The following is a 26,970-nucleotide window of genomic DNA, read 5'->3' on the forward strand; positions in this document are numbered from 1 at the left end:
GGGAGTGAAACAATGACGACGACAACGATGGTGGGGGCGCCGGTCGCGCCGCCCGCCGCCAAGCCGTGGTACAAGGTACTTTATATCCAGGTGCTGATCGCGATCGTGCTCGGCGCCATCGTCGGCTGGCTCTGGCCGTCAGTCGCCACCAATGAGTGGATCAAGGCACTCGGCGATGGCTTCATCAAGCTGATCAAGATGGTGATCGCGCCGATCATCTTCTGCACCGTGGTCTCGGGCATCGCCCATATCCAGGATGCCAAGAAGGTCGGCCGCATCGGCGTCAAGGCGCTGGTCTATTTCGAGATCGTCTCGACCTTCGCGCTGGTGATCGGACTCATCATCGGCAATCTGGTGAAGCCGGGTGCGGGCTTCGGCGGCGCCGCCGCCAACGCGCAGGCCGTCGCCAACTACGCCAAGCAGGCCGAAGGCCAGAGGTCGGTCGACTTCGTGCTGCACATCATTCCGGACACCGTCGTCGGCGCTTTCGCGCAAGGCGAGATCCTGCAGGTGCTGCTGTTCTCGGTGCTGTTCGGCTTCGCCATCATGGGGCTCGGCGAACGCGGCCACACCATCCGCAGTTTCATCGACGACGCCGCGCATGCGGTGTTCGGCGTCATCTCCATCGTGATGCGCGCGGCGCCGATCGGCGCCTTCGGCGCGATGGCCTACACCATCGGCAAGTTCGGCACCGGGGCGATCCTCAACCTGATCGGCCTGATAGCGACATTCTACCTGACTGCGGCGCTGTTCGTGTTCGTCGTGCTCGGTATCATCGCGCGCTTCGCGGGCTTCTCCATCTTCAAGTTCCTCGCCTACATCAAGGACGAGCTGCTGATTGTGCTCGGCACCTCGTCCTCGGAAAGCGCGTTGCCGTCCTTGATGGAAAAGCTTGAGCGCCTGGGCTGCTCCAAATCGGTGGTCGGCCTCGTGGTGCCCACGGGCTATTCGTTCAATCTCGACGGCACCAACATCTACATGACGCTGGCGACCTTGTTCATCGCGCAGGCGCTGGGCTTCGATCTCACCTTCGGCCAGCAGCTCACCATTCTGGTGGTGGCGATGCTGACCTCGAAGGGCGCCTCCGGTATCACGGGCGCGGGCTTCATCACGCTGGCGGCGACGCTCGCCGTGGTCGATCCGCGCCTCGTGCCGGGCATGGCGATCGTGCTCGGCATCGACAAGTTCATGAGTGAGTGCCGCGCGCTGACCAATCTGTGCGGCAACGGCGTTGCCTGCGTGATCGTCGCCTGGTGGGAGGGCGAACTCGATCGCGACAAGCTCAACGCCAACCTCGCCAGGCAGATCGATCCGACCGACATGGAAACGGCTGTCACGACGGACTGATCTGCATTTGACGGTGCCGGGCGCCGTCAGATCTTGAAGTAATAGGGCTGGTCGAGATCCTCGATCAGCCCTTTTTCTTGCGGCGACCAGCCGAGAGCAGCACGCGTCTTCGCGCTCGAGGTCGGAACGTCGGCGCCCGCGAACTGTGCGAACCAGCCGAAATGCGCGGTCGCTTCCTCGGGCGATTGGGACACCACGGGCACGCCGAGCCGCCGGCCGATCACTTCCGCAATCGCCTTGAACGGCACGCCTTCCTCGGCGATCGCGTGATAGTGCTTCGCGGTTGCGCCTTGCTCCAGCGCCAGCCGGTAGACGCGCGCGGCATCGAAGCGGTGCGCGGCGGGCCAGCGGTTGCTGCCATCGCCGACATAGACCGATACGCCTTTCTGGCGCGCGAGGTTGATCAGGATCGGAACGAAGCCGTGGTCGCCCTCGCCATGCGTGGAGGGCGGAAGACGCACAACGGCGGCGCGGACGCCGGCCAGGGACAGCGCGGTCGCTTCCGACACGCGCGGAAAGCGCTGCGCCGACACATCGTCCTCGGTGGCGAGGCGGCCGGGCGCAAGCAGCGCGACGCCGGAGGTGACGATGAGAGGGCGACCGGAGCCCTTGAGCTCCTCGCCGATCGCCAGGATCGCGTGGCGGTCGAGCTCGCAATTGTCCAGAAACTTCGAGAAGTCGTGGTTGAAGCCGAGGTGCAGGACGCCGTCGGAGGCGGCCGCGCCGCTGCGCAAGGACGCGTGATCCTCCAGCGAGCCGCGGTGGATCTCGGCGCCCATCGCGGCGAGCGTCGCGGCTCCCGCGTCGGAGCGGGCGAGGCCGGTGACGCGGTGGCCGGCGGCGATCAGGTCGCGAACGACGGCGGAGCCGACGAAGCCGGTGGCGCCAGTGACGAAAACACGCATGAGTATCTCCAGGGTTGGTGGAGACGACCATCCGCGCTAGGATTATCCGGGTAAAGTAGTGACATTATCGGGGTATAATAGCTAACAGGATGAGCGAGACCGCTTCAGCCGAAAACCTGCTCGGGACCTACCTCAAGGACCGCCGCACCCGGCTCGACGCCGCCGCGTTCGGCTTCGCGGGTAGCCGCAGGCGTACGCCGGGACTCCGCCGCGAGGAGGTGGCGCAGCGCGCCAATATCAGCCCGACCTGGTACACTTGGCTCGAGCAGGGCCGCGGCGGCGCGCCGTCGCCCGATGTGCTCGACCGCATCGCGCGAGCGCTGATGCTGACCGATGTCGAGCGCGAGCACCTGTTCCTGATCGGCCTCGGCCGTCCGCCCGAGGTGCGCTACCAGGCGAGCGAAGGCGTCTCGCCGCGGCTGCAGCGGGTGCTCGATGCGTTCGCGTTCAGCCCGGCGCTGGTGCGGACCGCGACCTGGGACGTCGTCGCCTGGAATCGTGCCGCAAGCGCCGTGCTGACCGACTACGGCGCGATCCCGCCGGGACAGCGCAACATCCTGCGCTTCATCTTCTGCGATCCGCGCGTGCGCGCCGCGCAATACGATTGGGACAGCGTGGCGCGCTTCGTGGTCGCGGCTTTCCGGGCGGACGCCGCGCGGGCCGGCGCAGTCTCGCATGTCGCCGATTTTGTCGACGAGCTGTGCCGGACCAGCCCGGAATTCGCCGCGCTCTGGCGCGACAATGACGTGCGTTACCACGGCGACGGCACCAAGCGGCTGCGGCACCCCGTTCACGGCACGATGTCGTTCGAATATTCGAGCTTTATCGTCGAGGGACGCTCCGATCTCAGCATGATCGTCTACGACCCCGCGACTCCCGACGACGCCGAACGCATCAGGACACTGCTCGCCGAGCGCGCCGACTGACGGAAGTTGCGAACTCGCGCGTTCAACCTGCATCTGGCGACGCGCACGCGGTGCTTGCCGTCAACCCTGATCTAGAACCGCTCCGGCCGGTACGGCGTCGGATCGATCGCGGGCGTTTCGCCGCTCATCATTTCGGCGAGCAGACGCCCGGTCGCGGGTCCCAGCGTAAAGCCCTGGTGGCCGTGGCCGAAGTTCATCCAGAGGCCGGGATGGCGTGGGGCGGGGCCGAGCACCGGCAGCATATCGGGCGTGCAGGGGCGGGTGCCGAACCATGGGTCGGGCTCGACCCGCTTGCCGAGGTCGATCAGCTCGCGCGCGGAGGCTTCCGCGCTGGCGAGCTGCACGGGCGTTGCGAGCGCGTCCAGGCCCGTCAACTCCGCGCCGGTGGTGATGCGGATACCCTTCGCCATCGGACCCATGGCGTAGCCACCGGCCTTGTCGACCAGCGGCAGATCGAGCGAGGCGCCACCGCTGTAATGCATGTGGTAGCCGCGCTTGCGCACCAGCGGAATGCGATATCCGAATTTGAGCAGGAGATCGGGCGACCACGGCCCGAGCGTCACCACGGCGTTGGCGGCGTCGACCCGCCCATGGTCTGTCTTGACCGACCAGCCGGTGGCGGTCTGCTGCAGGCTTTGGGCATCACCGAGCACGATGGCGCCGCCGAGGCGCTCAAACAGATTGGCATAGGCCGTGACCAGCGCGCCGGGATCAGACACGGTCCAGGTGTCGAGCCAATGGATCGCGCCGGGCAGGTCGTCGCGCAGGACAGGTTCGGCCTTGGCGAGCTCGGCGCCCGAGAGCGCACGAAACCTCACGCCGAATTCGCGCTGGTCCTCTTCCGCCGCCTTGACGGCAAGATCGAACGAGGCAGCGTCGCGATGCAGGTGCCGGTATCCCGCGCGGCGGATCAGATTGTCGGCATGGGCTTCGCGAATGAGGATGTCGTGCTCCGCCGTCGCGTAGGCGATCAGCCGCGCCCAGGCGTCGATCGCCTCGCGATGCCGCTTCGGCGCCGAATGCCACCAATAGCGGAGCAGGGGTTCGATATGAAGATGAAGAGATGACAGGCTGTAGCGCACGTCGTTGGTGCGGCCGGTCGCGATCTTCAGGAGCGTGGCGAGGTCGCGCGGCATCGGATAGGGGCGCACCGCTTCCGCCTGGATCATCCCGGCATTGCCGTAGCTGGTCTCACGGCCCGGCTCCCTGCGGTCGATCAGCGTGACGGACCAGCCGCGCTGCTGGAGGTGCAGCGCCGCGCTGACGCCGATCATGCCGCCGCCGAGGACGATCGCGCTTTGCATCGGAAGAAATTCTCCTGTCAGGCCGTCTGCGGCATGAGCTTCGGCTGGGCCGTGTTGATGGTTGCGGCGACCACGACTGATAACGCCGTCATCGCCACGAGGAAGCCGAAGGCGGCATCGAACGATCCGGTTCCGGTCACGATGAAGCCGATGGCCACGGGGGCGACGAAGCCCGCGCTCTGGCCGCCGAGATTGACCATGCCGATGCCGGATCCGATCTGGTCGTCGCGGAGCAGCTTGGTCGGAAGCGCAATCACCGAGGCCAGTACGAAGGATTTGAAGAAATAGACCACCGACTGGTAGGTGATCAGCATCGCGATCGTCTCCGCCTTGTACATGGCGTAGAGGAAGATGCCGGTCAATGCGGAGGCGCCGATCAGCAGATATTTTTCGCGCTCGGCGAAGAACGTCGTCATCACCCAGCCGCCGATCGCGGTCGCGATCGTCGCCATCACGAACGGGATCGGCGCCACGATGCCGACGGTCTTGAGGTCGAGCCCGCGCTGCTGGAGCAGATAGAGCGGCATCCAGGAATCCAGGCCCTTGTTGACGCAGCTGAGGCCGAACCACACCACCATCAGCTGCCACAGCAGCGGATTCTTCATGAGCTCGCGCATCGGTGCACGGTTCTCGGCTTTCGTCCCGGACAGGTTCGGATCGTTCGCGCCCGGGCGGCCCAGATACGGGACCAAGACGAAATAGGCGACCGCGAAGACGATGCCTGCAATGCCGATCGCGTTGAAGGCATGGCGCCAGCCGAGCCAGAGGATCAACGGCGCCATGATCAGCGGCGCGATCATGCTGCCGGCATAGTTGGACGACAGCAGCAGCGCCGACATCTTCGGCCGGCTGTCCTTCTTGAACACCTCCGCGACGGCGCGGATGCTCGCCGGCGGGAAGCCGCCCTCGGCGATACCGAATAGGAAGCGGATCGCGATCAGCGAGGTGAGCGACCAGGCAAGGCTCGTGAACGCCGTGAACAGCGACCACATCACGATGGTGATGATCACCACATATTTCGATCCGAAGCGGTCGGAGAGCCATCCGCCCGGCACCTGCATCGCGGCGTAGCCGAGGAAGAACGCGCTGATGACGATGCCGAGATCTGCGGCCTGGAGGTTGAAGTCCTTGCCGATCTGCGCCAGCGCCAGCGAGATCGCCGCGCGGTCGACATAGGAGATGCAGTAGGCGACGTAGAGCAGGACGAATGCGATGACGCTGGTCTTCCTCGGCAATTCCGTCATCCTCGTCTCCATCGCGCCGCCAGGGCTGGTTTCGGTCGTTGCCGAGTTCAGGTCATGCCCGAGTTCTGATCATTCCCACGTTCTTCATTCCCAAGTCAGGAAGCCGGGTGCAGCCGAGAGCGGCGGCGCCACGGCAAGCCGGGCCAGATCGGGCGCCGGCCGGCACAATTGCGCGTCGCCGGCGAACGCTGCTTCGAGGCTCGCGGCCACCGCGAGCACGGCGGCGTCGCCGCCACGCTGACCGACGATCTGCAGGCCGAAAGGCAGCCCGGCTTCATCGAGGCCGAGAGGAATGCTGATGGCGGGATGGCCGGGAAGCGTCACGGCATAAGCGAGCGCCAGCCAATGGAAGTAGGATTTCGTTGCTACCCCGTCGATCTCCGCGGGATGCGGCTCCGACCACGGCCGCGGACTAAGCGTGATGGTGGGGCTGATCAGCACGTCGCAGCTTTCGAAGAAGCTTTGCCAGGCGCGATAGATCCGCGTCTGCGTCGTTGCGGCGCGCGCGTGATCTTCGAGCGTGTAGCCGAGGCCTTCCTCGACATTGGCGCGGACATTGGGCCCGAGCATCTCGGGCCGCTCCTTGTAGTTCTTGCCGTGCGTCGCCAGGAACATGCCTGCACGCAGCACGGCGAAGGCGTCGTCGGCACCGGAGCAATCCGGCGTCGCCTCGCGGCACTCGCCAAAGAGCGGTGCAAGCTTGCTCACGCGATGGCGGAACACGCGCCGGATCGCCTGCTCTGTCGGGGCGAAGCCGAAGTCTTCGGTGAAGGTGAGGCGCAGCCTGCCGAGTTCTGCGGGGCGCGGTACGGCCCAGCGTTCGGCACGCGCGCGCACGGACTCGCCGGGCAGCGTATAGGCGAGCGGATCGCGGGTATCGTCGCTCGCCATCACCGACAGCATCAGCGCGGTGTCGGTGACATTGCGCGCCATCGGCCCGTCGGTCGACAAATTGGACCAGCCGAACACGCGCTTCTCGCTGGCGACGAGGCCGAAGGACGGGCGCATGCCGACAATGCCGGCGAAGCCGGCCGGATTGCGCAAGGAGCCGCCGGTGTCCGAGCCCGAGGCGAGCGGAGCCATGCCGCAGGCGAGCGCCACCGCCGAGCCGCCGGAGGAGCCGGCCGCCGAGCGCATCGGATCGAACGGATTGCCGGTCGCCCCGAACACGGGGTTGCGGGTGTTGCCGCCGGCCGCCCATTCCGGTGTGTTGGTCTTGCCGAAGATGATGGCGCCAGCCGCGCGCAGCCGTGCCACCGAGCCCTGGTCAGCGAGTGGGACGTTGTCCCTCAGCAACGGACTGCCATAGGTGGTGCGCAGTCGAGCGGTGTCTTGGGTGTCCTTGATGAGAACGGGGAGCCCGTGGAGGGCGCCATGATCCTCGCCGCGCAGGATGGCGGCCTCGGCTTCCTTGGCAGCGGCGCGAGCGCCAGGCTCGTCCAGTGTCACGACGGCATTGACGGCGGGATTGACGGTGGCGATCCGCGACAGGCACAACTCCAGCAGCTCGACGGGCGAGATGTCCCGGGCGGACAGGCGGCGGCGCAGCTCAACGGCGCTGGAATCGCAAAGGTCGGACAATGCCAATCCCTTTCAAAATTTGAAAACGATTTAGCATATCGGAAAGTGGAGGCCGCGCACCAATATTCGTCAGAACCGGCCATTTCATGCACAAATGCTGGTTTGCCCGCCCAAACGGCGGCCAGATGCGGAACCCAGGGCCGGCTTCAGTCGAAAAGATTAGGTGGATCGATCAAACAATTTTTCGGCCGCCGTGATAACCTTGCTGGATGAGCGAGATCGTGACGACGCCGGAGGGCGCCAACTCCCAGCTGGGCCAATGCCTCAAGGCTGCCCGCCAGGCGCGGGGGCTGACGCTCAAGCAGGTGGCGGAGCGGACCGGCATGGCGCTGTCGACCCTGTCCAAGGTCGAGAACGGTCTGATGTCGCTGACCTACGACAAGCTGCTCCAGCTCACCTCCGGCTTGAAGATGGAGATCGCCGAGCTGTTCAATCCGGTGCCCCCGCGTCCCGAGCAGAGCAGACCGGTCACGGCGCGACGGAGCATCAGCCGCGCCGGGCAGGGGCAGGTGATCACGACCGGATTCTACACCTACACCTATCAATGCACCGATCTGATCGGCAAACGCATGGTGCCGATCCTGGCCGAAGTCCGGGCGCGCTCGCTGGAGGAGTTCGGTCCGCTGCTGCGCCACGCCGGCGAGGAATATTTCGTGGTGACGAGCGGACGCGTTGCCGTCCACACCGAGTTCTACGCGCCGGAGATCCTGGGCGAGGGCGACGGCATTTATCTCGACAGCACCATGGGCCACGCCTACCTCAACGCCGGCGAAGGGCCTGCTGCGACAGGCGTCTGCCTTTGCACCAGCGAAGCGCCTGACCTCTACGATCAGCTCCGCCGGATCGCATCGCGCGACGTGGCGCCGATCGAAGGCGATCCGCCGTCGCACTGAACAGCAAAGAGAGCGTGGAACGAAAAACGCCCGGCCGAAGCCGGGCGTTTTTGATTGGGGCTCGTCTATTCGCCGCCGCCGAAGCGGCGCGACCACCAGCCGGCGCGACGCGGTGCGGCCGAGGTTTCGCTTGCCGCTGCGGGCGCGGGCTCCGGAGCCGGTGCGGGCGGGGCAACCGGCTCGGCCGCCTGCGCGATCGGTGCCGGTTCACTCTGGCTGCTCGACAGGAAGCTCACCTTTTCCCGAACCGTCGAACGGCGTCGTGCGGCCTTGTCGTCGGCGTGCTCTTCGTCCGCGGCAGCAGGAGCCGGCTCAGGCCTGGTCGTTGCCTCAATCCGTGCTTCGGCCCGCGGCTCAGGCTGGGTGACCTGAGGTTCCGACGTGTGCTCGGCCTGCGCGATCGAGGGCGCAGCCTCGCCGCTAAAACCGTCGAAATCGGCGACTGCATCGGTCGCTTCCGACGGCGCACTGGCCGCGAGCTCGTCGCCGATGGAGCCGGCGAGACCTTCCTCGCCAGGACCACGACGCCGACGTCCGCCACGGCGACCACGCCGGCGACGGCGATCGGCGCTGCCCTGCTGCTCGCCACGGGCTCCCTGTTCCTCGCCTTCCTCGCCATCCGGCTCGGCCTCGGCATCCTCTTCGGTTTCGCCGGCCGCCATGGCCGTCTCGGCAAGAGCGGGAGCGCCATCCTCGCGCGTCTCCTCGTCGCGCGGGCCACCGCGACCGCGGCGGCGACGGCGACGCTTGCGGCGCTGGCCGTCCTGCTCGGTAGCGGCGTCGCCTGCGGTCTGCTCCTCGGCGAGACCTTCGGTTTCTTCGGTCTCAACCTCGGATTCGGTCTCCGGATCGAACTCCTCGTCGTCATAGGCCTCTTCGACCAGGGGCGGCGGGCTTGCGGCCGCCTGCGCCGCCAGCAGAGCCTTGGCGGCTTCCAGCGTATGCACCTGCTCGCCGCGGTCGATGACATAGGCCTGCGGCCCGTTGACGCTCGGGTCGGCGATGACCGACAACGTGACCTTGAAGCCGTTCTCGAGGTCGCGCAGATGGCCGCGCTTGTGGTTCAGCACATAGAGCGCGACGTCGGTGCGGGTGCGGACCACGAGGTTGTGGGTCGCGCCCTTCATCAGGATCTCTTCGAGGCCGCGCAGCAATTGGAGCGCAACCGAGGACACCGAGCGCACATGGCCGGTGCCACCGCAATGCGTGCAGGGATCGGTCGAGGACTCCAACACGCTGGCGCGGATGCGCTGGCGTGACATTTCGAGCAGGCCGAAATGCGAGATGCGTCCGACCTGGATCCGCGCGCGGTCCTGCCGGAGGCAATCGGACAGCTTGCGTTCGACCGCGCGGTTGTTGCGCTTCTCGTCCATGTCGATGAAGTCGATGACGATCAGACCGGCGAGGTCGCGCAACCGAAGCTGACGCGCGACCTCCTCGGAGGCCTCGAGATTGGTCTTGAGCGCGGTGTCCTCGATATGATGCTCGCGCGTCGAACGACCGGAGTTGACGTCGATCGAGACCAGCGCTTCGGTCTGGTTGATGACGATGTAGCCGCCGGAGCGCAGTTGCACGGTCGGCGAGAACATCGCATCCAGCTGGCTTTCGACGCCCATGCGCGAGAACAGCGGCTGGCCGTCGCGATACTGCTTCACCGCGCTCACATTGGCGGGCATCAGCATCTTCATGAAGTCGCGCGCTTCACGGTAACCGGATTCACCGGCAACCGAGATCTCGTCGATCTCCTTGTTGTAGAGGTCGCGCAGCGAGCGCTTGATCAGCGAGCCTTCCTCGTAGACGAGGGTCGGGGCCTGCGACTTCAGCGTCATGTCGCGCACCGTCTCCCACATCCGGATCAGGTACTCGAAATCGCGCTTGATCTCGGGCTTGGTGCGGGCGGCACCCGCGGTGCGCAGAATGATCCCCATGCCCTCGGGCACATCGAGATCCTGCACCACTTCCTTTAGGCGCGAACGGTCCTGCGCGCTCGTGATCTTGCGGCTGATGCCGCCGCCGCGCGCGGTGTTCGGCATCAAGACGGCATAGCGGCCGGCGAGCGAGAGGTAGGTCGTCAGCGCCGCGCCCTTGTTGCCGCGCTCTTCCTTGACGACCTGCACCAGCATCACCTGGCGGCGCTTGATGACTTCCTGGATCTTGTACTGGCGGCGGGGACGGAAGGTGCGCTCCGGCACTTCTTCCAGCACATCGTCGCCGCCGACGGATTCAACGACGTCCTCTTCGGCTTCCTCGTCGTCCTCGTCTTCGCCGTCATCCTCGGCCGTCGCTTCGGATTCGTGATGCGGAGCCTGCGCGCTCTCGCCGGGGGCGTACACGGCGTCGGCAGGCTCAGCAGCCGACGTCACGGCCTCGGCAAGATCGTCGGCGTGTACGTCGGAGGCAACCTCCTGCGGCTCGGCAACGGCTTCGGTGGCGACCGCGGGCTCGGCGCCGATCGCTGCGACAGGCGCCGGTGTCTCGTCGGCATGATCATGGTCGTGATGGTCGTGGTCGCCATGATGATCGTGGTCGTGATGTTCGTGCGCGTCATGATCGTCACCATAGGCATGATGATGGTCGTCGTGGTCATGCCCTTCGTGGTCATGTGCCTCGTGGTCGTGATGATCGTGGCCTTCGTGCTCGCCGTGATGCTCTGCGCCGGCGTGCAGGTGCTCGCCCTCGTGCGAAGCGCCTTCGGGCAGGGCCTCGCCCTGGACCTGCCGGGCCGCGGGATCGCTGCCTTCGACGACGTCGCTGCGGACGCGCTCGCCATGGCTACGGCGGCGGGAATTGCGGTGGCGGGAGCGGCGGCGGCCCTGGGAGCGGTTCTCGCTCTCTTCCTCGGCCTCGCGATGGGCCTGCTCCTCGGCTTCGATCAGCGCCTGCCGGTCGGCAACCGGGATCTGGTAGTAGTCGGGATGGATTTCGCTGAAGGCGAGGAAGCCGTGGCGGTTGCCGCCATATTCGACGAAAGCGGCCTGGAGCGAGGGTTCGACCCTTGTGACCTTGGCGAGGTAGATATTCCCGCGCAGTTGCTTGCGTTGCGCGGTCTCGAAATCAAACTCTTCGACGCGATTGCCGCGGACCACGACGACCCGGGTCTCTTCCGGGTGGGTGGCATCGATCAACATCTTGTTGGGCATGTCTTAACTCTTGGCGGCGGCGGGCGCGATTCACCGTGGGCGCCATCAGCGCTGCCGGGTGACGCGACGGTCCACCTGATTCGGGGGTGAGGGGAAGGCCGAAACGCCGTCTCTCGCGCCTTGCCGAACCGGACGCCGGAGGACCAAAGTGGCGCGCGGAATTTTCACTCCGCAGCGTCGCGAATGGTCCTTCAGAATTGGTCGGCACAGTCTGGCGCATCAAGCGTCGGCCCGTATGAAACATTGGGCGGCGGGGCCGCCCCTCAATCAGTTGCTGTTGGCCAGGCATGGCGCGAGCGCGCTCGCCTTGGGTATTACGAACCGCTCCCTTGGGATTAAGGGACCGGGTAACGGGTCGCGCCGCTGTCAGAACCGTCCCGGAAACGTGGTGGTAACCGGGAACCGTCCGCCGCCGGGGCTTGCCCCGCTCCACCTTGCTGCCGCGCACCGCGCTGGACTTAGAGGGGAACGGAAAAACGCTGGAATTCCCAAACCTTGAGAGTTCCGGCGCTGCACCGGGAGGCTGAATGCGACACAACCGGAAATATCGGCCGTCAGCATTCCGTACATACGTGGATTGGGCCATCCGTGCAAGGAGCGTCGCACGGCGGTCACAGTCAGCGAGTTTCGCGTGTCCGTCATTAAGGATCGTTTAACCCTGTGGTTCTATTGCGTTAAAGAGGCTGCTCGGAGGCACGGAATCGGTGGCGAGCCGCGCAAATCAAAGGATCTTGCTGGGATGCGTCCTGCTCTGCGCGGCGGCATTGCCCTGTGCTGATTCCTCGCGCCTGAAGGCTGCGGAAAGTCAGCCTCAACCCGCTGTTGCATCAGCGAATTTCCCGACGGCCTCGGCCGCCCGGCTGGCCGGTGACGGCAGGCAAACCCGCTTTGTCCTCGACATCGACCAGACCGTTAGCTTCCGCGCCGTCACCTTGGCCGACCCGTATCGGGTGGTGGTCGACGTTCCCCAGGTCAATTTTCAACTCCCCGCCGGCACCGGGTCCGGCGGACGGGGACTGGTCAAGGCCTTCCGCTATGGGCTGGTGATGCCCGGCGGCTCCCGAATCGTGTTCGACCTGACGGGCCCGGCCAAGATCGCCAATTCCTACGTGGTGGAGGCTGCCAACGGTCAGCCCGCGCGGCTGGTGCTCGAACTGGAGGAGGTCGAGCGCACCGCCTTCGTGCCGTCGCTGGCTCCGGAAAATCGTCCTGAGCTGCGGCCGGCAATTGCCGATCCGCCGCCCGCGACGGTTCCCGCATCTGCACATCCTGAAGCCGGGCAGAAGGCCGATGGCCGCGCGGTGGTTGTCATCGATCCCGGCCATGGCGGCATCGACAATGGCACCCAGTCGAGCGGCGAGAGCGAGAAGAATCTGGTGCTGGCCTTTGGCCTGGCTCTGCGCGAACGGCTGGAAAAGACCGGCAAATATCGCGTGGTGATGACACGCGACGACGACACCTTCATCCCGCTCAACGACCGGGTCAAAGTCGCCCGCAGCCTCAAGGCGGCGTTGTTCGTCTCGATCCATGCCGACGCGCTGCCGCGCGCCGAGGGCGATGCGCAGGGCGCGACCATCTACACGTTGTCCGACAAGGCCTCCGACGCCGAGGCGCAGCGGCTGGCGGATGCGGAAAACCGGGCGGACGCCATCGCCGGCTTCAACCTCGCGGAGGAGCCGACCGATGTCGCCGACATCCTGATCGATCTCACCCAGCGGGAAACCCGCACCTTTTCAAGTCGTTTTGCCCACCTGTTGATGAGCGAAATGAAGTCGACGGTTCGGATGCACAAGCATCCCCTGAAGTCGGCCGGCTTCCGGGTGCTGAAGGCGCCCGACGTGCCGTCGGTCCTGGTCGAGATCGGCTATGTCTCCAACAAGGGCGACCTCGAGCATCTGGTCTCGGAAGGATGGCGTTCGCGTGCCGTGGGCTCGATGGCACAGGCGATCGACGGGTTTTTGGCCAAGCGGATGGCCACGGCCGGATCGTCAAATTGACGACCGGAGGATCGTCGAATTGAGAAGGGATTTTCCGTCCCGCCGCAAAAGCCCTAGTTTGGCCACAGCGGGCGCTTTATAAAAACGCCGCAGGGGGTTCCGGAATCGGCGAGAATCCCGCTCGGCAAGCGTCTTGGGTCCGGCACCGATAGTATTGAGTAAGGCCGGTGAATTCGCGATGGTTTGGCGCCTGTTTCGGGCGCCAGGGCTGATCTTTGGGCTGATCCAGAGTTTGAACGGATAAACAGATAATGCGCTTGCTGGTGCGGTTCATGGGCTTCCTGTTCGCCGCGGGAACGGTGTTGTTCCTTGTCGGGGTCGGTGCCGTCGCAGGCCTGATCTGGCATTTCTCCAAGGACTTGCCGGACTACTCTCAGCTTCAGGATTACGAGCCGCCGGTGATGACCCGCGTGCACGCGACCGACGGCTCGCTGCTCGGCGAATACGCCAAGGAGCGGCGGCTGTACCTGCCGATCCAGGCGGTGCCGAAACTCGTGATCAACGCCTTCCTCGCGGCCGAGGACAAGAATTTCTACGAGCATGGCGGCATCGACTACACCGGCATGGCGCGTGCCGGCGTGGTCTACATCCAGAACTACGGCTCCAACCGCCGGCCGCAGGGCGCTTCGACGATCACCCAGCAGGTCGCCAAGAACTTCCTTCTGACCAACGAGGTCTCCTTCGCGCGCAAGATCAAGGAAGCCTTGCTGGCCATGCGGATCGAGAAGACCTACTCGAAGGACAAGATCCTCGAGCTGTATCTGAATGAAATCTATCTGGGTCTCGGCGCCTACGGAATCGCCGCTGCGTCGCTGGTTTATTTCGACAAATCAGTGAACGAGCTGACGGTGGCGGAAGCGTCCTATCTCGCGGCGCTGCCGAAGATGCCTGCGACGCTGCATCCCGTCCGCAACCGCGACCGCGCCATCGAGCGCCGTAACTACGTGATCGATCGTCTCGTTGAGAACGGCTGGGTCAAGCAGGCCGACGCCGACAAGGCGCGCAAGGAGCCGCTGGTCGTTACCAGCCGCTCCAATGGCGCCCACACCTTCGCCGGCGAATATTTCGCCGAGGAAGTGCGCCGCGACATCTTCGAGCGCTATGGCGAGAAGAAACTTTACGAGGGCGGCCTCTCGGTCCGCACTACGCTCGATCCCAAGATTCAGGTCATGGCGCGCAAGACCATGGTCGCCGGTCTCGTCAACTATGACGAGCAGCAGGGCTATCGCGGCGCCATCAGCAAGCTCGACATTTCGGGCGACTGGGGCGTGAAGCTCGCCGAGATCAAGTCTCTTTCCGATATCTCGCCATGGCGCATGGCCGTGGTGCTGGAGACCAGCGATCAGTCGGCGCGCATCGGCTTCCAGCCGAGCCGCGAGCTCGGCGGCGCCATCAGCAAGCAGCGCGAGACCGGCCTCATCACGCTCGACGGCATCAAATGGGCAAGAGCGGCCTCCGGGGCTGCGAAGGGTAGGGCGGCAAGCGCAGTGTCGCAGGTGCTCCAGCCCGGTGACGTGATCTACGCCGATCCGCTGTACAAGGACGCCCAGCCCGTCGAAGGTCAGTACCGGCTGCGCCAGATTCCCGAAGTGTCCGGCGCGATGGTGGTGATGGACCCCTGGACCGGTCGCGTGCTGGCGATGGTCGGCGGCTTCTCGTTCGACCAGAGCCAGTTCAACCGCGCCACGCAGGCCTATCGGCAACCCGGTTCGTCGTTCAAGCCGATCGTCTATTCGGCCGCGCTCGACAACGGCTATACGCCTTCGACTGTCGTGCTCGACGCCCCGATCGAAATCGACCAGGGCCAGGGCGCGGGCGTGTGGCGGCCTGAAAACTTCTCCTCGGGCAAGTTCCAGGGGCCGGTGACGCTGCGCAACGCGCTGCGGCAGTCGCTCAACACGGTGACGGTGCGCCTCGCCCAGGACATCGGCATGCCCCTGATCGGCGAATATGCCCGCCGCTTTGGCGTCTATGACGAACTGCCGAACTATCTGTCCTACGCGCTCGGCGCCGGCGAGACCACGGCGATGCGCATGGTCACGGCATATTCGATGCTCGCCAATGGTGGCCGCCGGGTGAAGCCGACCCTGATCGACCGCATCCAGGATCGCTACGGCCACACCATCTTCAAGCACGACCAGCGCGAATGCCGCGGCTGCGACGCGCCGGGTGGTTGGAAGAACCAGAACGAGCCGCAGCTGATTGACCGCCGCGAGCAGGTGCTGGATTCCATGACCGCCTATCAGATCACCGAGCTGATGGAAGGCGTGGTCCAGGCCGGTACCGCGACCGTGGTCAAGCAGGTCGGCAAGCCGATCGCCGGCAAGACCGGCACCACCAACGAGGCCAAGGACGCCTGGTTCGTCGGTTTCTCGCCCGACGTCGCCGTCGCCATCTACATGGGCTACGACAAGCCGCGTCCGCTCGGCAAGGGTAACGCCGCGACCGGCGGTCATCTCGCAGCTCCCATCGCACGCGACTTCCTCCAGCTCGCGCTCGCCGACAAGCCCGCGGTCCCGTTCAAGGTGCCGGCCGGCATCAAGCTGGTGCGCGTCGTCGCCAAGACCGGCATGCGCGCCGGTCCGGGCGAGACCGGCGGAACCATCCTCGAAGCCTTCAAGCCGGGCACGGCGCCGCCGGATAATTATTCGGTCATTGGCGTTGCCGATGCCGACGGCCGGACGCCGGCGTCGCAGCAGCAGCAGCCGGATTCCGGTTTCTTCATGCGGCCGGGCACCGGCGGGCTGTACTAAGGCTTAGGACAAGACAGACGTTCGTCGCCGCGGCGGTTGCGCTTTTCAGCCGCCGCCGCTACATCCCGTTGTCATTAGACGCGGAACAATTCCGCGAGACCAGAGAACCATATGCGCGCCGAAATCGAACGGTTGGTAGAAGAGATCAAGCAGTCGGTCGGGCTGCTGAGGAGGCATCTTTGACGTCGAGAAATCGACGGCGCGCCTCGCTGAGCTGAACAAGCTCGCAGAAGATCCCAACCTCTGGAACGATCCCCAGAAAGCCCAGAAATTGATGCAGGAGCGCACCTCGCTTGAGGACTCGCTCTCCGGCATCGGTAAGGTCGAGCAGGAGCTCGAAGACGACATCGGCATGATCGAGCTCGGCGAAGCCGAGGGCGATGAGGGCGTCGTCAAGGAAGCCGAAGCCGCACTGAAGAGCCTCAAGAAGGAAGTCGCCCGGCGCGAGCTCGAGGCGCTGCTGTCGGGAGAGGCCGACGGTTTCGATTCCTATCTCGAAGTGCATGCCGGCGCCGGTGGCACCGAGAGCCAGGACTGGGCGCAGATGCTGCTCCGCATGTACTCGCGCTGGGCCGAAACCCACGGCTTCAAGGTCGAGGTGCTGGAAGAGTCCGAGGGCGAAGAGGCCGGCATCAAGTCCGCGACGATCCAGGTCTCCGGCCACAATGCCTATGGCTGGCTCAAGACCGAGGCGGGCGTGCACCGCCTGGTGCGGATCTCGCCATTCGATTCCAACGCGCGGCGGCACACCTCGTTCTCGTCCGTCGCTGTGTTTCCGGTGATCGACGACACCATCAAGATCGACATCAAGGAATCGGACGTCCGCGTCGACACCATGCGCTCAGGCGGCGCCGGCGGCCAGCACGTCAACAAGACCGAGTCCGCGGTGCGGCTGACGCATATCCCGACCGGCGTCGCCGTGGTCTGCCAGGCCGGCCGCTCGCAGCACAAGAACAAGGCGCAGGCCTGGGACATGCTGCGCGCACGGCTTTATCAGATCGAGCTGAAGCGGCGTGAAGAGAAGGCCGCCGCCGACCAGGCCGCCAAGACCGACATCGGCTGGGGTCACCAGATCCGCTCCTACGTGCTCCAGCCCTACCAGATGGTGAAGGATCTGCGCACCGGTGTGCAGACCTCCGATACATCAGGCGTTCTCGGTGGCGATCTCGACGACTTCATGGCCGCGACCCTGGCGCAGCGCGCCTTCGGCACTCCCGGCGCCGACATCGAGGACGTCGACTGATGCCCCGGATCGCCTTCATCGGGCTTGGGCGGATGGGCCATGGCATGGCCGGCCGCTATCTCGATGCCGGCTTCACGGTGACGGTTTGGAATCGCAGCAAAACAAAAGCGGAAGACCTGATCGCGCGCGGCGCGCTGTGGGCGACCTCGCCTGAGGACGCGGCGATCGACGCCGACGCGGTCGTGACGATGGTCGCCGATGACGAGGCCTCGCGCGCGGTCTGGCTCGGGCCCGAGGGCGCAGCCAAGACGGCGAAATCAGGCACCATCGCGATCGAATGCTCCACCGTTTCCTATGACCACGCCCGCGAGATGGGCCGCGAAATGAATGCGCGCGGGCTAATCTATATCGATTGCCCCGTGACGGGATTGCCGGATGCGGCAGCGAGCGGAAAGCTGACGCTGCTCGTTGGTGCCGATCCCGCCGATCTCGAACGCGCGCGGCCCTATCTGACACCGATCGGCTCGACCATCCGCCATTTCGGCGCGGTCGGTGCCGGCACCGTCTACAAGCTGATCAATAATCTGATGGGCGCGATCCAGATCGCCGGCCTCGCCGAGGGACTCGCCATCGCCGAGCAGGCCGGGCTCGACATGAATCTGGTGCTGGAATCAATTCAGGCGGGCGTCGCCGCAAGCCCGCAGGTGCAGCGCCACTCCAAGCGCATGGTCGCCCGCGATTTTTCCGGCGCAACGTTCACGGCGGCGCTGCGGCACAAGGATGCCGCCTACGCAGTGAAGCTCGCCGAGAGCCTGCTGGCCGACAAGCCGCTGGTCGCGCGCGCCGCCGTCGAGGCCTACGCGCAGGCGAAGGCTGCGATGCCTGACGACGATGAAGGCAAGATGATCGAGCTGGTGTCGCGGCCGAAGAAGCCGTCCTAGCGGATCACATCGACATGGGGCAGCGTCGTTTGCCTCGTTCGCACGTTGGTCTTGTAAACGGATGCGTCATCGGAAATCGGGTGGCGCTGTTCGCAGGATCGTCCTAGGCGGCTGTCTCGCCTAGCGACATGAGACGCCATGCCCCTGAATCGCAGCCGGATCGACGCGCGCGACTGGTCGCTGCTCGCTGTGCTCTCGGTGCTCTGGGGCGGGTCGTTCTTCTTCAACGGCGCGGCGCTGCGGGAATTGCCGCCGCTCACGCTGGTGCTTTTGCGCGTTGCACTTGGCGCGGCCATTCTACTGCCGCTGCTCCGTATCCAGGGCATTGGCTTTCCCAAGCGCATCGCCGGCTGGAAACCGTTCGTCGCGATTGGGCTCCTCAACAACGTCATCCCGTTCTCGCTGATCGTGGTCGGCCAGACCTTCATTCCAAGCGGGCTGGCGTCGATCCTGAATGCCACCACGCCGCTGTTCACGGTGATCGTGATGGCGGCGGCAGGCGAAGAGGCCTTACGGCTGCGTCGCGTCGCCGGCGTGGCACTGAGCCTCGCCGGCGTGATCATCCTGCGCGGATGGGGCGCTGAAACACGGGCGGGGCAGGGGCTCGGTATTCTGCTCTGCCTCGGCGGCGCCTTCAGCTATGGCTTTGCGGCGCTGGCAGCGCGCCGGTTGTTGAAGGACTCCCCGCCGCTGGTGACGGCAGCCTATCAACTGATGGCTTCCACGGTGATGATGGTGATCGTCGCGGGCGCAGCGGAGCAGCCGTGGCGTCTGCCGATGCCGGGCATGACGACGTGGCTTGCAGTGCTTGGCCTTGCCGGCCTGTCGACGGCGCTCGCCTATATCGTCTTCTTCCAGATCCTGCGGCGGTCGGGTGCGACCAACGTGATGCTGGTGACGCTGCTCATTCCCGTCATCGCCGTTCTTCTGGGATGGCTGGTGCTGGGCGAACCGATCTCGATGCGAGAGATCGCGGGCGCGATCGTGATCGGCAGCGCGTTGCTGGTGATCGATGGGCGCGTTCTGGACCTGCTTCGGCGCGGCACATAGTTCCAGAGTCGTCGTTTCACTCCACGGAAAATCGCGGCGCTTGCCAGCCGCCGCTCCCCTTGCGACACTCTCGGCAAAACAAGACTACAAAACAGGGGAGAGAACGATGCCGGGTCGTCGCGAAAGCCTTGCTGCCCTCGCCATTCTTGTTGCCGGAGTGCTCGTCACGACACCGGCCCTGGCGCAGAAGAAATACGATCCCGGCGCCACCGACACCGAAATCAAGCTCGGCAACATCATGCCCTATAGCGGGCCGGCGTCGTCCTATGGCGTGATCGGCAAGACCGAGGCTGCGTTCTTCAGGATGATCAACGACCAGGGCGGCATCAACGGGCGCAAGATCAATTTCATCAGCTATGACGACGCTTATTCACCGCCGAAGGCGATCGAGCAGGCGCGCAAGCTGGTCGAGAGCGACGAGGTGTTGCTGATCTTCCAGCCGCTCGGCACGCCCTCGAATTCCGCGATCATGAAGTACATGAACGCCAAGAAGGTACCGCAGCTCTTCGTCGCCTCCGGCGGCACCAAGTTCGGCGACTCCAAGAATTTCCCATGGACCATGGGATTCCAGCCGAACTACCAGAGCGAGGGGCGGATCTACGCAAAATATATCCGTGACAATTTTCCAAACAGCAAGATCGCGGTGTTCTGGCAGAACGACGACGCCGGCAAGGACCAGTTCAAGGGCCTGAAGGATGGGCTCGGCGACAAGGCCAATATGATCATCGCCGACAAATCCTATGAGGTCAGCGATCCCTCGATCGACTCGCAGATCGTTGCGCTTCACGATTCCGGTGCCGACATCTTCTTCTCCTGGGCTGCGCCAAAGGGATCGGCACAGGCGATCCGGAAGGTCGGCGAGCTCGGCTGGAAGCCAAAATTCTTCCTCGCCAATACGGCTACGTCGATCGCCTCGGTGCTCAAGCCCGCCGGACTCGACTATTCCAAGGACATCATCTCGACCGCATATTTGAAGGATCCGACCGACCCGACCTGGGACAAGGACCCAGCGGTCATCGCGTGGCGTACCTTTATGGACAAGTACTATCCCGAAGGGGACAAGACCAACGCCAATAACCTTTATGGCTACGTTCAGGCGGAGGCGATGGCGCAGGTGCTGAAGCAGTGCGGCGATAATCTCACGCGTGACAACGTGATGAAGCAGGCCTCGAACCTGAAGGATTTCCACACCGACCTGATGCTGCCCGGCATCATGGTCAACACCTCGGCCGACGATTATTTCCCGATCGAGCAGATGCAGCTGATGCGCTTCAACGGGCAGGCCTGGGAGCTGTTCGGCGACGTCATCACAGGAGAGGTCGGCCACGAGCGCGGCCAGTAGAATGCGAGAAGCGCGGGCCTAGCCCGCGCTGAGCCGCACGCCGGCGCGCAGGAATTTCTGCGGATCGACCGCTTCGCCGTCGATCCGGGTTTCATAGTGCAGATGCGGGCCGGTGGAACGGCCGGTCGAGCCGACGAGTCCGACGACCTGGCCGATTCTCACGATCTCGCCGACCCTGACGTTGATCTCGGAGAGATGGCCGTAGCGAGTCGCAAGGCCATTGCCGTGATCGACCTCGATCATGCGGCCGTAGCCGCCGGACCAGCCGGCGGAGACGACCTTGCCGTTGGCGGTGACGCGAACGGGATCGCCGCTCGCCGCGCGGAAGTCGAGCCCGGTGTGCATCGCGGGCCGGCCGAGGAACGGATCGCTGCGCACGCCGAAACCGGAGGTGAACTCGACCTCGCCGATGACGGGCTTGCGATAGGGCACGAGTGCGAGGGTGCGATTGAGCCGGTCCATCTCGGCGCGGGTGCTGTTGATGCGATAGAGCTGCTTTTCGAACGGCCCCGAACTGGCGGTGAGTTTTACGGGTACGAAAGGCCCGCCCATCGCCGTGCGCGGCACGGCGGCTTCGAGATTTGCGAGGTTCAGGCCGAGATCGCTGACGACGCCGCGCATCCGGCGCATGCGTGAGTCCATGCCTTCCTCGACGGCGTTGAGCGCCGCCATCTGGCGACGCTCGACTTGGTCAAGCGAGGTCGTGAGCCGAACGACGACGTTGTCGAACCCTTGATTCTTGGCGAATTGATTGACGGGCGGAGCTGCGAGGGTCGGCGCGCGCGATTCGAGCCGCGCTTCGCGATCCGGCGGCGCGACGAAGATCACGGTGTCGCTGATCGGCGAGGGTTTTGGCGTGCCCTGCGTCGTCTGGCTGGCATCGCCACGCTGCGGGGTGGAGCGGGGAATCGATCCGGTCACGTCCGGCATGGACCCGAGCGCCGTGGCACGGGACTCCAGCGCCGTCTGGCGCTTCATGATCTGGTCGAGCTTCTGGTCGAACTGCTCCTGGTCGAGCAGTTGCCGGCTGGTGGTGCGGTCGACCTTGGCGCGCAGCTCGGCGATGCGGTCCTCATAGGCGTATTGCATCTCGGCCTGCCGGGCGATCAGCCGGGTGAGGACGTCGTCGCGGAAGGCGAAATAGGTCGCGGTTGCGGCCGACCAGAGCCCGAGCAACACGACGGTGCCGACCACGATCCAGAACACCACAGGTCCCAGGCGAACCTGCTTGCCGTGATGCACGATGGTGTAGGCGTCGTCGGTATCCGGAAGGGGAAGCGCTGTTGCCACAGCGGCGGCACGGCGATGAAAGGCTCGTCCGTGGTCGTGGGGGTGATGTTGGGGGTACTGCGAGAGTTGGGCAGAACTTTTCGACATCGGCACTCCCGCGCCGGTCGGATGAGTCCGTACGGCCTAATTGCCGCGGCAATCTGGGTCAGTCATGGTTAATTTTCCGGAAACGGAACCGCTTGAATTTAAAGGATTGGTTAAAGGCTTCTTGCGGCCTCCAGCACCTCGTCGGCGTGGCCGTCGACCCGGACATTGCGCCAGATCCGGGCGATCTTGCCGTCGGCGCCAAGCAGCATCGTGGTACGAAGAACTCCCAGGAAGCTCTTGCCATACATGGACTTTTCGCCCCAGACGCCGTAGGCTTCCAGCATCTCGTGTGTCTCGTCCGAGATGAGGGGCACTCCGAGACCATGCTTGTCGCGGAACTTGTCCTGAGCCTTGACTGGATCAGCGGAGATGCCGAGCACGGCGGTGCCAGCCGTGGCGAAGGCGCCGGTCAGCCGGGTGAAATCGATGGCCTCCCTGGTGCAGCCCGGCGTGTCGGCGCGGGGGTAGAAGAACAGGACCAGCTTCTGGCCGGTATAATCCGACAGCGCGACGACACCGCCACCGTCGCGGGGCAGGCGGAAGGCGGGAGCCTTCTGACCCTCGGCCAAGCCGGCCTTCGCCGCCGTTTTGGGGGCGGATGCCGATTTGGAAGAATTTAACCGTTTCGATGCGGCCTTATGCGATGCTGTCTTTGCTATGGTCCCAGTTGATTTGCTCGCCGGTGTCCGCTGTGTTTTCGCGGACTTGGTTTGAGTCGCAGCCCGCGCTTTCACGGGCGTCTTTTTAGCCGTCGGACTGCCGGAGGGCGTTTTGGACGATTTCTTTCGGGATTTCTTGGACATACGCCTTCCTTTCGTCGCTTTCGGCGGGTCAACCAAAGCGGTATTGCAGCCCTCTTCCGGTCTACCGGAATCGTGCCCTCGGCTGGGCGAGTCTGACGACGCCGGAGTCTGGTTACAAGGAATTCCACGCACCACCCCACTGCTCGTTGAACGCGCTCCCGGGGCGACATGACGAACAGAAGGAATATTCGAGGTATGGCGGCAATGCCGGCGCAGGGAGCTTCGCTTCCCGTCGACGGCTGCGGCCCCGGCGGCGCTCAATCCCACGACGGGCGCCTGTATCGAGAGGCAATGGCAAGGAATACGTCGCCCCAGGATTACAATCGGGATTTGGATCGGCGCGGCAGCCAACCAGAGCAGCAGCAATGGGACGACGCCGATTGGGATCCGGATCAGGAAGCGGCGGCGGGCTATCGGGCACGCCGGCTGTTGTCGCGTTCCAATTCGGGCTTCCATCGGTTCGCTGACGGGTTTGGGCCGCTGCGCCGCTGGATGGGCGGCGGTCGCTGGCTGAAGCGCGTGGCCGTGGTCGTCGGTGCCCTGGTTGTCATCTTCGTCGGCTGTTTCGGCGCACTGTGGTGGCGGCTCGGTGCCGGTCCCATCAATCTCGACATTGCGACGCCGTGGCTCGCCGCCGCGATCGAGGACAATATCGGTCACGGCAACACCGTGGAGGTCGGCGGCACGCAGATCGAACGGGCCGGGCGGATCCGCATCGCCGTGCGTATCCGTGATATCGTCGTGCGCGACCACGATCACGTCATTGTCGCCACCGCACCGAAGGCCGAGGTGAAGCTGTCGGGTGCAGGCCTGCTGATGGGGCATCTGCGCGCCGAAAGCCTCAACCTCGTCGATGCCGAGCTCGCGATCCGGATCGCGCCTGACGGGACGGTCACAGTGTCGGCTGGCGACACCGCAAAGCCGCTCGCCACCGGCGTCGCCTCCAAGAAGGACGCGGGGCTGCCGCCGACTTTCCCGCGCAACGGTGTCCCACCGCCGCCATTCGCAACCGAGCCTGCGACCCCCGACACATCGCAAGTCGCGACCCAGGTCACGGCCCCGACCGGCATTCTTCAGGGCCTCGACTGGCTCGACAGTCTGAGCATGACCGGCCTCGACGGCCAGAACCTCAATGAGATCGGTCTGAAGAACGGCAATCTGATCGTCGACGATCAGCAGCGCGGCAGCAAATGGACATTCGAGAACATCACGCTCAGCCTGCGCCGGCCGAGCCATGGCGGCGTCGCGCTCAGCCTCGGCGAGGAGGGCGCGCGTCCGTGGTCGTTGCGTGCCACGATCGGACCCACCGAGAACGGCGTGCGCTCGGTCGATATCCGCGCCGACAAGGTCTCGACCGCCAACATCCTGCTGGCGTTGCGGGTGAAGGACCTCACCTACACCGCCGACCTGCCGCTGACCGGCGAGCTCAAGGGCGAGCTCGGCCGCGACGGCGTGCCGACCTTCTTTCGCGGCAAGATCACGGTCGGTGCGGGCAACATCATCGACACCGATACGCCCGACTATCCGATGGCGATCGACTCGGCCGAGATCAATGTCGAGTGGGACGCCAACCGGCGGGTGCTGGTCGCTCCGTTCAAGATCCTCTCGGGCGCGAACCGCCTGACGCTGCTGGCTCATGTCGACCCGCCCAACGGCAACGTCAATGACTGGCAGCTCGGTTTCAGCGGCGGCTCGATCCTGCTCGGCGGCATCGACAACGAGCCGCCGCTGGTCTTCAACCGTATTGCGATCGGCTTCCGCTTCGATACCGACCACAAGAGGCTGCTGTTGACGCAGGCCGATATCTCCAACGGAGAGATCGGCGTCGCCGGCACCGGTGCCATCGACTATTCGGGCGAGCCGCGGCTGACATTGGGCTTTGCGGGAACGCCGATGTCGGCCTCCGCGCTCAAGCGGATGTGGCCGACGCTTGTGGTTCCCGAGTTGCGCGAATGGGTAATCGAGCGGATCGAGCGTGGAACGCTCCAGCGCATCGAGATCGGCGTTAATTCGCCGACGAAGAATCTTCCGCGCAAGGGTCCACCCATTCCCGACGACGGCCTGTCGGTCAATATCGTGGCGAGCGGTATCACGGTTCGCCCCGTCGATGGCCTGCCGGTGGTGCACGATGCCGATTTGAAGGCGCGCGTGACCGGCCGCACCGCGACGGTCAATATCGGGCAGGGGATTGCCGATACGCCAGCGGGCCGCAAGATCACGATTTCCGACTTCGTCTTCGAGGTGCCCGATATGGCGCCCAAGCCGTCGCCGTCGCGGACCAGGTTTCGTGTCGAAGGACCGGTGCCTGCGGCCGCCGAAATGCTTTCCAATGATCGCCTGAGCGATCTGTCGTCGACCGTCATCGATCCCAATACCAGCAAGGGGACGTTCTCGGCGAACGTCCAGCTTGGGTTGCCGGTCAAGGGCGAGCTGACCAAAGCAGATACCACCTACAGCGTTACCGCCGATCTCAACGGCTTTGGTGCCGACAAGCTGGTGATGAACCAGAAGCTGGAGGCCAACAACCTCAAGATCGTCGCGAGCAACCAGGGCTATCAGGTCAAGGGCGACGTCAAGATCAACGGCCAGGCGGCCTCGCTCGACTACCGCAAGCCGGCCGAGGGTGATGCGGACGTCAAATTGCAGGCCACGCTGGATGATGCGAGCCGTGCGCGCCTCGGGTTCGATCTGGGCCCCGCCGTCAGCGGATCGGTGCCGATCAAGCTTTCAGGCAAGATCGCCGGGGGACCCGACCAGACGACGAAGCTCGGCATCGAGGCCGACCTGACCTCGGTCAAGCTCGACAACATCCTGCCCGGCTGGGTCAAGCTGCCGGGCAGAGCGGGCAAAGCCAGCTTCAAGGTGGTGCCGACGGCGCAATCGACGCGTCTGGAGGACATCGTCATCGAAGGCGGCGGCGCCTCGATCAAGGGGGCGCTCGAGGTCGATCCGAACGGCGATCTCATGAACGCGAACTTCCCGACCTACGCGCCGTCCGACGGCGACAAGGCGTCGCTGAAGGTGGAGCGCAGCCAGGAGGGTGTGCTGAAGGGCACGATGCGCGGCGACATATTCGACGGCCGCGGCTTCCTGAAATCGGCGATCTCAGGCAATCCCAAGGACGATGCCAAGAGCAAGACGAAGAACGTCGATTTCGACATGGACGTGAAGCTCGGCGCCGTCATGGGGTTCAATGGCGAAGCGATGCGCAGCGTCGAGGCCAAGATGTCGCGGCGCAATGGTGCGGTCAAAGCCTTCACGCTGAGCGGCAGGATTGGAAAAGACACGCCTGTGGCCGCCGATTTGCGCGGCGGCCGCGCCCAGGGCAACCGCGAGGTGATCTATCTCCAGACCAGCGATGCCGGCAACTTCCTGCGCTTCACAGACACCACCAACAAGGTCTTCGGCGGCCAGATGGTGGTGGCCATGGAGCCGCCGACGTCGGAGCCTACGACACGGGAAGGCCTGATCAACGTGCGCGACTTCTCGGTCAAGGGCATGGATCAACTCGATCGCGTCGCGGCGGGCGCTCCCAACGGTGCGCAGAGCGGCGTCGCCTTCACGGCGTTGCGCGCGGAGTTCACGCGGCAGAACGGCGCGCTCACGATCCGGGATGGCGTGGTCAAGGGCCCCATGATCGGCGCCACCATCGAGGGCTCAATCGACTTTCCCGGCAATCAGGTCTGCATGAGCGGCACCTTCGTGCCGATGTATGGCGTCAACAACATCTTCGGCCAGATCCCGTTGTTCGGCATCTTCCTCGGCGGCGGCAACAATGAAGGATTGATCGGCGTGACCTACGAGGTCGTCGGCACGCCGGCCGCACCCGTGATGCGCGTCAATCCGATTTCGGCGATGGCGCCCGGTCTGTTCCGCAAGATCTTCGAATTCAACACCGGCAAACAGAACTCGCCGTTCGAGGAATTTCCGTCGCAGTCGAGCGATGGCTCGACCGGAACGACGCGCCAGCTCTCGAGCGGCTGCACCCTCGCGCGGCGATAGCGGCGAGCTACGCCCTTCACGTCTCCGAGAATGAATGCGGATGGTGGTTTGCGCGCGGCCATCCTTCGAGACGCCCGCTCCGCGGGCTCCTCAGGATGAGGTCCTGTTCCACGGATAAATCTTGGATCCTCATGGTGAGGAGCCCGCAGAGCGGGCGTCTCGAACCACGAGGCCCGTGCGCC

General features: G+C 65.0%; 17 protein-coding genes. 10 read left to right on the forward strand and 7 right to left on the reverse strand.

Features of this window, described 5'->3' with window-relative positions; genetic code table 11:
• The first annotated feature begins 12 nt into the window (after positions 1 to 12).
• A complete protein-coding gene (locus tag FXB41_RS17355; RefSeq protein WP_007591601.1) occupies positions 13 to 1,347 on the forward strand; it encodes a dicarboxylate/amino acid:cation symporter in 1,335 nt (444 codons plus the stop codon).
• Between the two features lie 26 nt (positions 1,348 to 1,373).
• Here FXB41_RS17355 and FXB41_RS17360 read toward each other — a convergent pair whose 3' ends face one another.
• A complete protein-coding gene (locus tag FXB41_RS17360) occupies positions 1,374 to 2,252 on the reverse strand; it encodes an SDR family oxidoreductase (protein WP_007591600.1) in 879 nt (292 codons plus the stop codon).
• Positions 2,253 to 2,341: 89 nt separating this feature from the next.
• On the opposite strand from FXB41_RS17360, the gene FXB41_RS17365 reads away from it, so the two are divergent.
• Complete coding sequence (locus FXB41_RS17365) at positions 2,342 to 3,178, forward strand: helix-turn-helix transcriptional regulator (RefSeq protein WP_219682598.1); 837 nt, start codon at positions 2,342 to 2,344, stop codon at positions 3,176 to 3,178.
• Between the two features lie 71 nt (positions 3,179 to 3,249).
• On the opposite strand, the gene FXB41_RS17370 is transcribed toward FXB41_RS17365, so the two are convergent.
• The 3 genes from FXB41_RS17370 to FXB41_RS17380 form a co-directional block, all read right to left on the reverse strand.
• Positions 3,250 to 4,482, reverse strand: a complete 1,233-nt coding sequence (locus FXB41_RS17370; RefSeq protein ID WP_007591598.1) for an NAD(P)/FAD-dependent oxidoreductase — start codon at positions 4,480 to 4,482, stop codon at positions 3,250 to 3,252.
• 17 nt (positions 4,483 to 4,499) lie between these two features.
• Positions 4,500 to 5,726 carry an MFS transporter gene (locus FXB41_RS17375; RefSeq protein ID WP_219682599.1) on the reverse strand — a complete coding sequence of 409 codons (1,227 nt, stop codon included), beginning with the start codon at positions 5,724 to 5,726 and terminating at the stop codon, positions 4,500 to 4,502.
• Between the two features lie 84 nt (positions 5,727 to 5,810).
• Positions 5,811 to 7,307 carry an amidase gene (locus tag FXB41_RS17380; protein WP_219682600.1) on the reverse strand — a complete coding sequence of 499 codons (1,497 nt, stop codon included), beginning with the start codon at positions 7,305 to 7,307 and terminating at the stop codon, positions 5,811 to 5,813.
• Between the two features lie 209 nt (positions 7,308 to 7,516).
• Here FXB41_RS17380 and FXB41_RS17385 point away from each other — a divergent pair, with 209 nt between their 5' ends.
• Positions 7,517 to 8,200 (forward strand): helix-turn-helix domain-containing protein, encoded by a 684-nt coding sequence (locus FXB41_RS17385; protein ID WP_219682601.1) that lies wholly within the window; start codon positions 7,517 to 7,519, stop codon positions 8,198 to 8,200.
• A gap of 65 nt (positions 8,201 to 8,265) precedes the next feature.
• Here FXB41_RS17385 and FXB41_RS17390 read toward each other — a convergent pair whose 3' ends face one another.
• Positions 8,266 to 11,340, reverse strand: a complete 3,075-nt coding sequence (locus FXB41_RS17390) for an Rne/Rng family ribonuclease (protein ID WP_219682602.1) — start codon at positions 11,338 to 11,340, stop codon at positions 8,266 to 8,268.
• A gap of 704 nt (positions 11,341 to 12,044) precedes the next feature.
• Here FXB41_RS17390 and FXB41_RS17395 point away from each other — a divergent pair.
• From FXB41_RS17395 to FXB41_RS17420, 6 genes are all read left to right on the forward strand, one after another.
• Positions 12,045 to 13,337 carry an N-acetylmuramoyl-L-alanine amidase gene (locus FXB41_RS17395; protein ID WP_219682603.1) on the forward strand — a complete coding sequence of 431 codons (1,293 nt, stop codon included), beginning with the start codon at positions 12,045 to 12,047 and terminating at the stop codon, positions 13,335 to 13,337.
• Between the two features lie 251 nt (positions 13,338 to 13,588).
• Complete coding sequence (locus FXB41_RS17400; protein ID WP_007591587.1) at positions 13,589 to 16,090, forward strand: penicillin-binding protein 1A; 2,502 nt, start codon at positions 13,589 to 13,591, stop codon at positions 16,088 to 16,090.
• 111 nt (positions 16,091 to 16,201) lie between these two features.
• Positions 16,202 to 17,333 (forward strand): peptide chain release factor 2 gene (prfB, locus tag FXB41_RS17405; protein ID WP_007591586.1). Its coding sequence is split into 2 segments (ribosomal slippage): positions 16,202 to 16,270 and positions 16,272 to 17,333, totalling 1,131 coding nucleotides; the frame shifts between segments, so codons are not numbered across the junction.
• Positions 17,333 to 18,214: an NAD(P)-dependent oxidoreductase gene (locus tag FXB41_RS17410; protein WP_007591584.1), complete on the forward strand. Its 882-nt coding sequence runs from the start codon at positions 17,333 to 17,335 to the stop codon at positions 18,212 to 18,214. The genes prfB and FXB41_RS17410 overlap by 1 nt, the downstream gene beginning before the upstream one ends.
• Before the next feature lie 138 nt (positions 18,215 to 18,352).
• Positions 18,353 to 19,264 (forward strand): DMT family transporter, encoded by a 912-nt coding sequence (locus tag FXB41_RS17415; protein ID WP_219682604.1) that lies wholly within the window; start codon positions 18,353 to 18,355, stop codon positions 19,262 to 19,264.
• Between the two features lie 106 nt (positions 19,265 to 19,370).
• On the forward strand, positions 19,371 to 20,606 hold the full coding sequence (locus tag FXB41_RS17420) for an ABC transporter substrate-binding protein (protein ID WP_219682605.1): 1,236 nt from the start codon (positions 19,371 to 19,373) through the stop codon (positions 20,604 to 20,606).
• Between the two features lie 18 nt (positions 20,607 to 20,624).
• Here FXB41_RS17420 and FXB41_RS17425 read toward each other — a convergent pair whose 3' ends face one another.
• Entirely contained in the window at positions 20,625 to 21,983 is a 1,359-nt protein-coding gene (locus tag FXB41_RS17425; protein WP_219682606.1) for a M23 family metallopeptidase, read from the reverse strand.
• A 110-nt stretch (positions 21,984 to 22,093) separates the two neighbouring features.
• Positions 22,094 to 22,786: a peroxiredoxin gene (locus FXB41_RS17430; protein ID WP_219682607.1), complete on the reverse strand. Its 693-nt coding sequence runs from the start codon at positions 22,784 to 22,786 to the stop codon at positions 22,094 to 22,096.
• A gap of 204 nt (positions 22,787 to 22,990) precedes the next feature.
• On the opposite strand from FXB41_RS17430, the gene FXB41_RS17435 reads away from it, so the two are divergent.
• Positions 22,991 to 26,788, forward strand: coding sequence for a YhdP family protein (locus tag FXB41_RS17435; RefSeq protein WP_219682621.1), 3,798 nt, complete (start codon positions 22,991 to 22,993; stop codon positions 26,786 to 26,788).
• Positions 26,789 to 26,970 lie beyond the last annotated feature (182 nt).

It is taken from the genome of Bradyrhizobium canariense, from assembly GCF_019402665.1.
Taxonomy (GTDB): Bacteria; Pseudomonadota; Alphaproteobacteria; order Rhizobiales; family Xanthobacteraceae; genus Bradyrhizobium; species Bradyrhizobium canariense.

Coding starts and splice junctions, on each gene's coding strand:
- FXB41_RS17355 (WP_007591601.1), top strand. CDS start 13: ATGACGACGACAACGATGGTGGGGGCGCCGGTCGCGCCGCCCGCCGCC.
- FXB41_RS17360 (WP_007591600.1), bottom strand. CDS start 2,252: ATGCGTGTTTTCGTCACTGGCGCCACCGGCTTCGTCGGCTCCGCCGTC.
- FXB41_RS17365 (WP_219682598.1), top strand. CDS start 2,342: ATGAGCGAGACCGCTTCAGCCGAAAACCTGCTCGGGACCTACCTCAAG.
- FXB41_RS17370 (WP_007591598.1), bottom strand. CDS start 4,482: ATGCAAAGCGCGATCGTCCTCGGCGGCGGCATGATCGGCGTCAGCGCG.
- FXB41_RS17375 (WP_219682599.1), bottom strand. CDS start 5,726: ATGACGGAATTGCCGAGGAAGACCAGCGTCATCGCATTCGTCCTGCTC.
- FXB41_RS17385 (WP_219682601.1), top strand. CDS start 7,517: ATGAGCGAGATCGTGACGACGCCGGAGGGCGCCAACTCCCAGCTGGGC.
- FXB41_RS17390 (WP_219682602.1), bottom strand. CDS start 11,340: ATGCCCAACAAGATGTTGATCGATGCCACCCACCCGGAAGAGACCCGG.
- FXB41_RS17400 (WP_007591587.1), top strand. CDS start 13,589: ATGCGCTTGCTGGTGCGGTTCATGGGCTTCCTGTTCGCCGCGGGAACG.
- FXB41_RS17410 (WP_007591584.1), top strand. CDS start 17,333: ATGCCCCGGATCGCCTTCATCGGGCTTGGGCGGATGGGCCATGGCATG.
- FXB41_RS17415 (WP_219682604.1), top strand. CDS start 18,353: ATGCCCCTGAATCGCAGCCGGATCGACGCGCGCGACTGGTCGCTGCTC.
- FXB41_RS17420 (WP_219682605.1), top strand. CDS start 19,371: ATGCCGGGTCGTCGCGAAAGCCTTGCTGCCCTCGCCATTCTTGTTGCC.
- FXB41_RS17425 (WP_219682606.1), bottom strand. CDS start 21,983: ATGTCGAAAAGTTCTGCCCAACTCTCGCAGTACCCCCAACATCACCCC.
- FXB41_RS17430 (WP_219682607.1), bottom strand. CDS start 22,786: ATGTCCAAGAAATCCCGAAAGAAATCGTCCAAAACGCCCTCCGGCAGT.
- FXB41_RS17435 (WP_219682621.1), top strand. CDS start 22,991: ATGCCGGCGCAGGGAGCTTCGCTTCCCGTCGACGGCTGCGGCCCCGGC.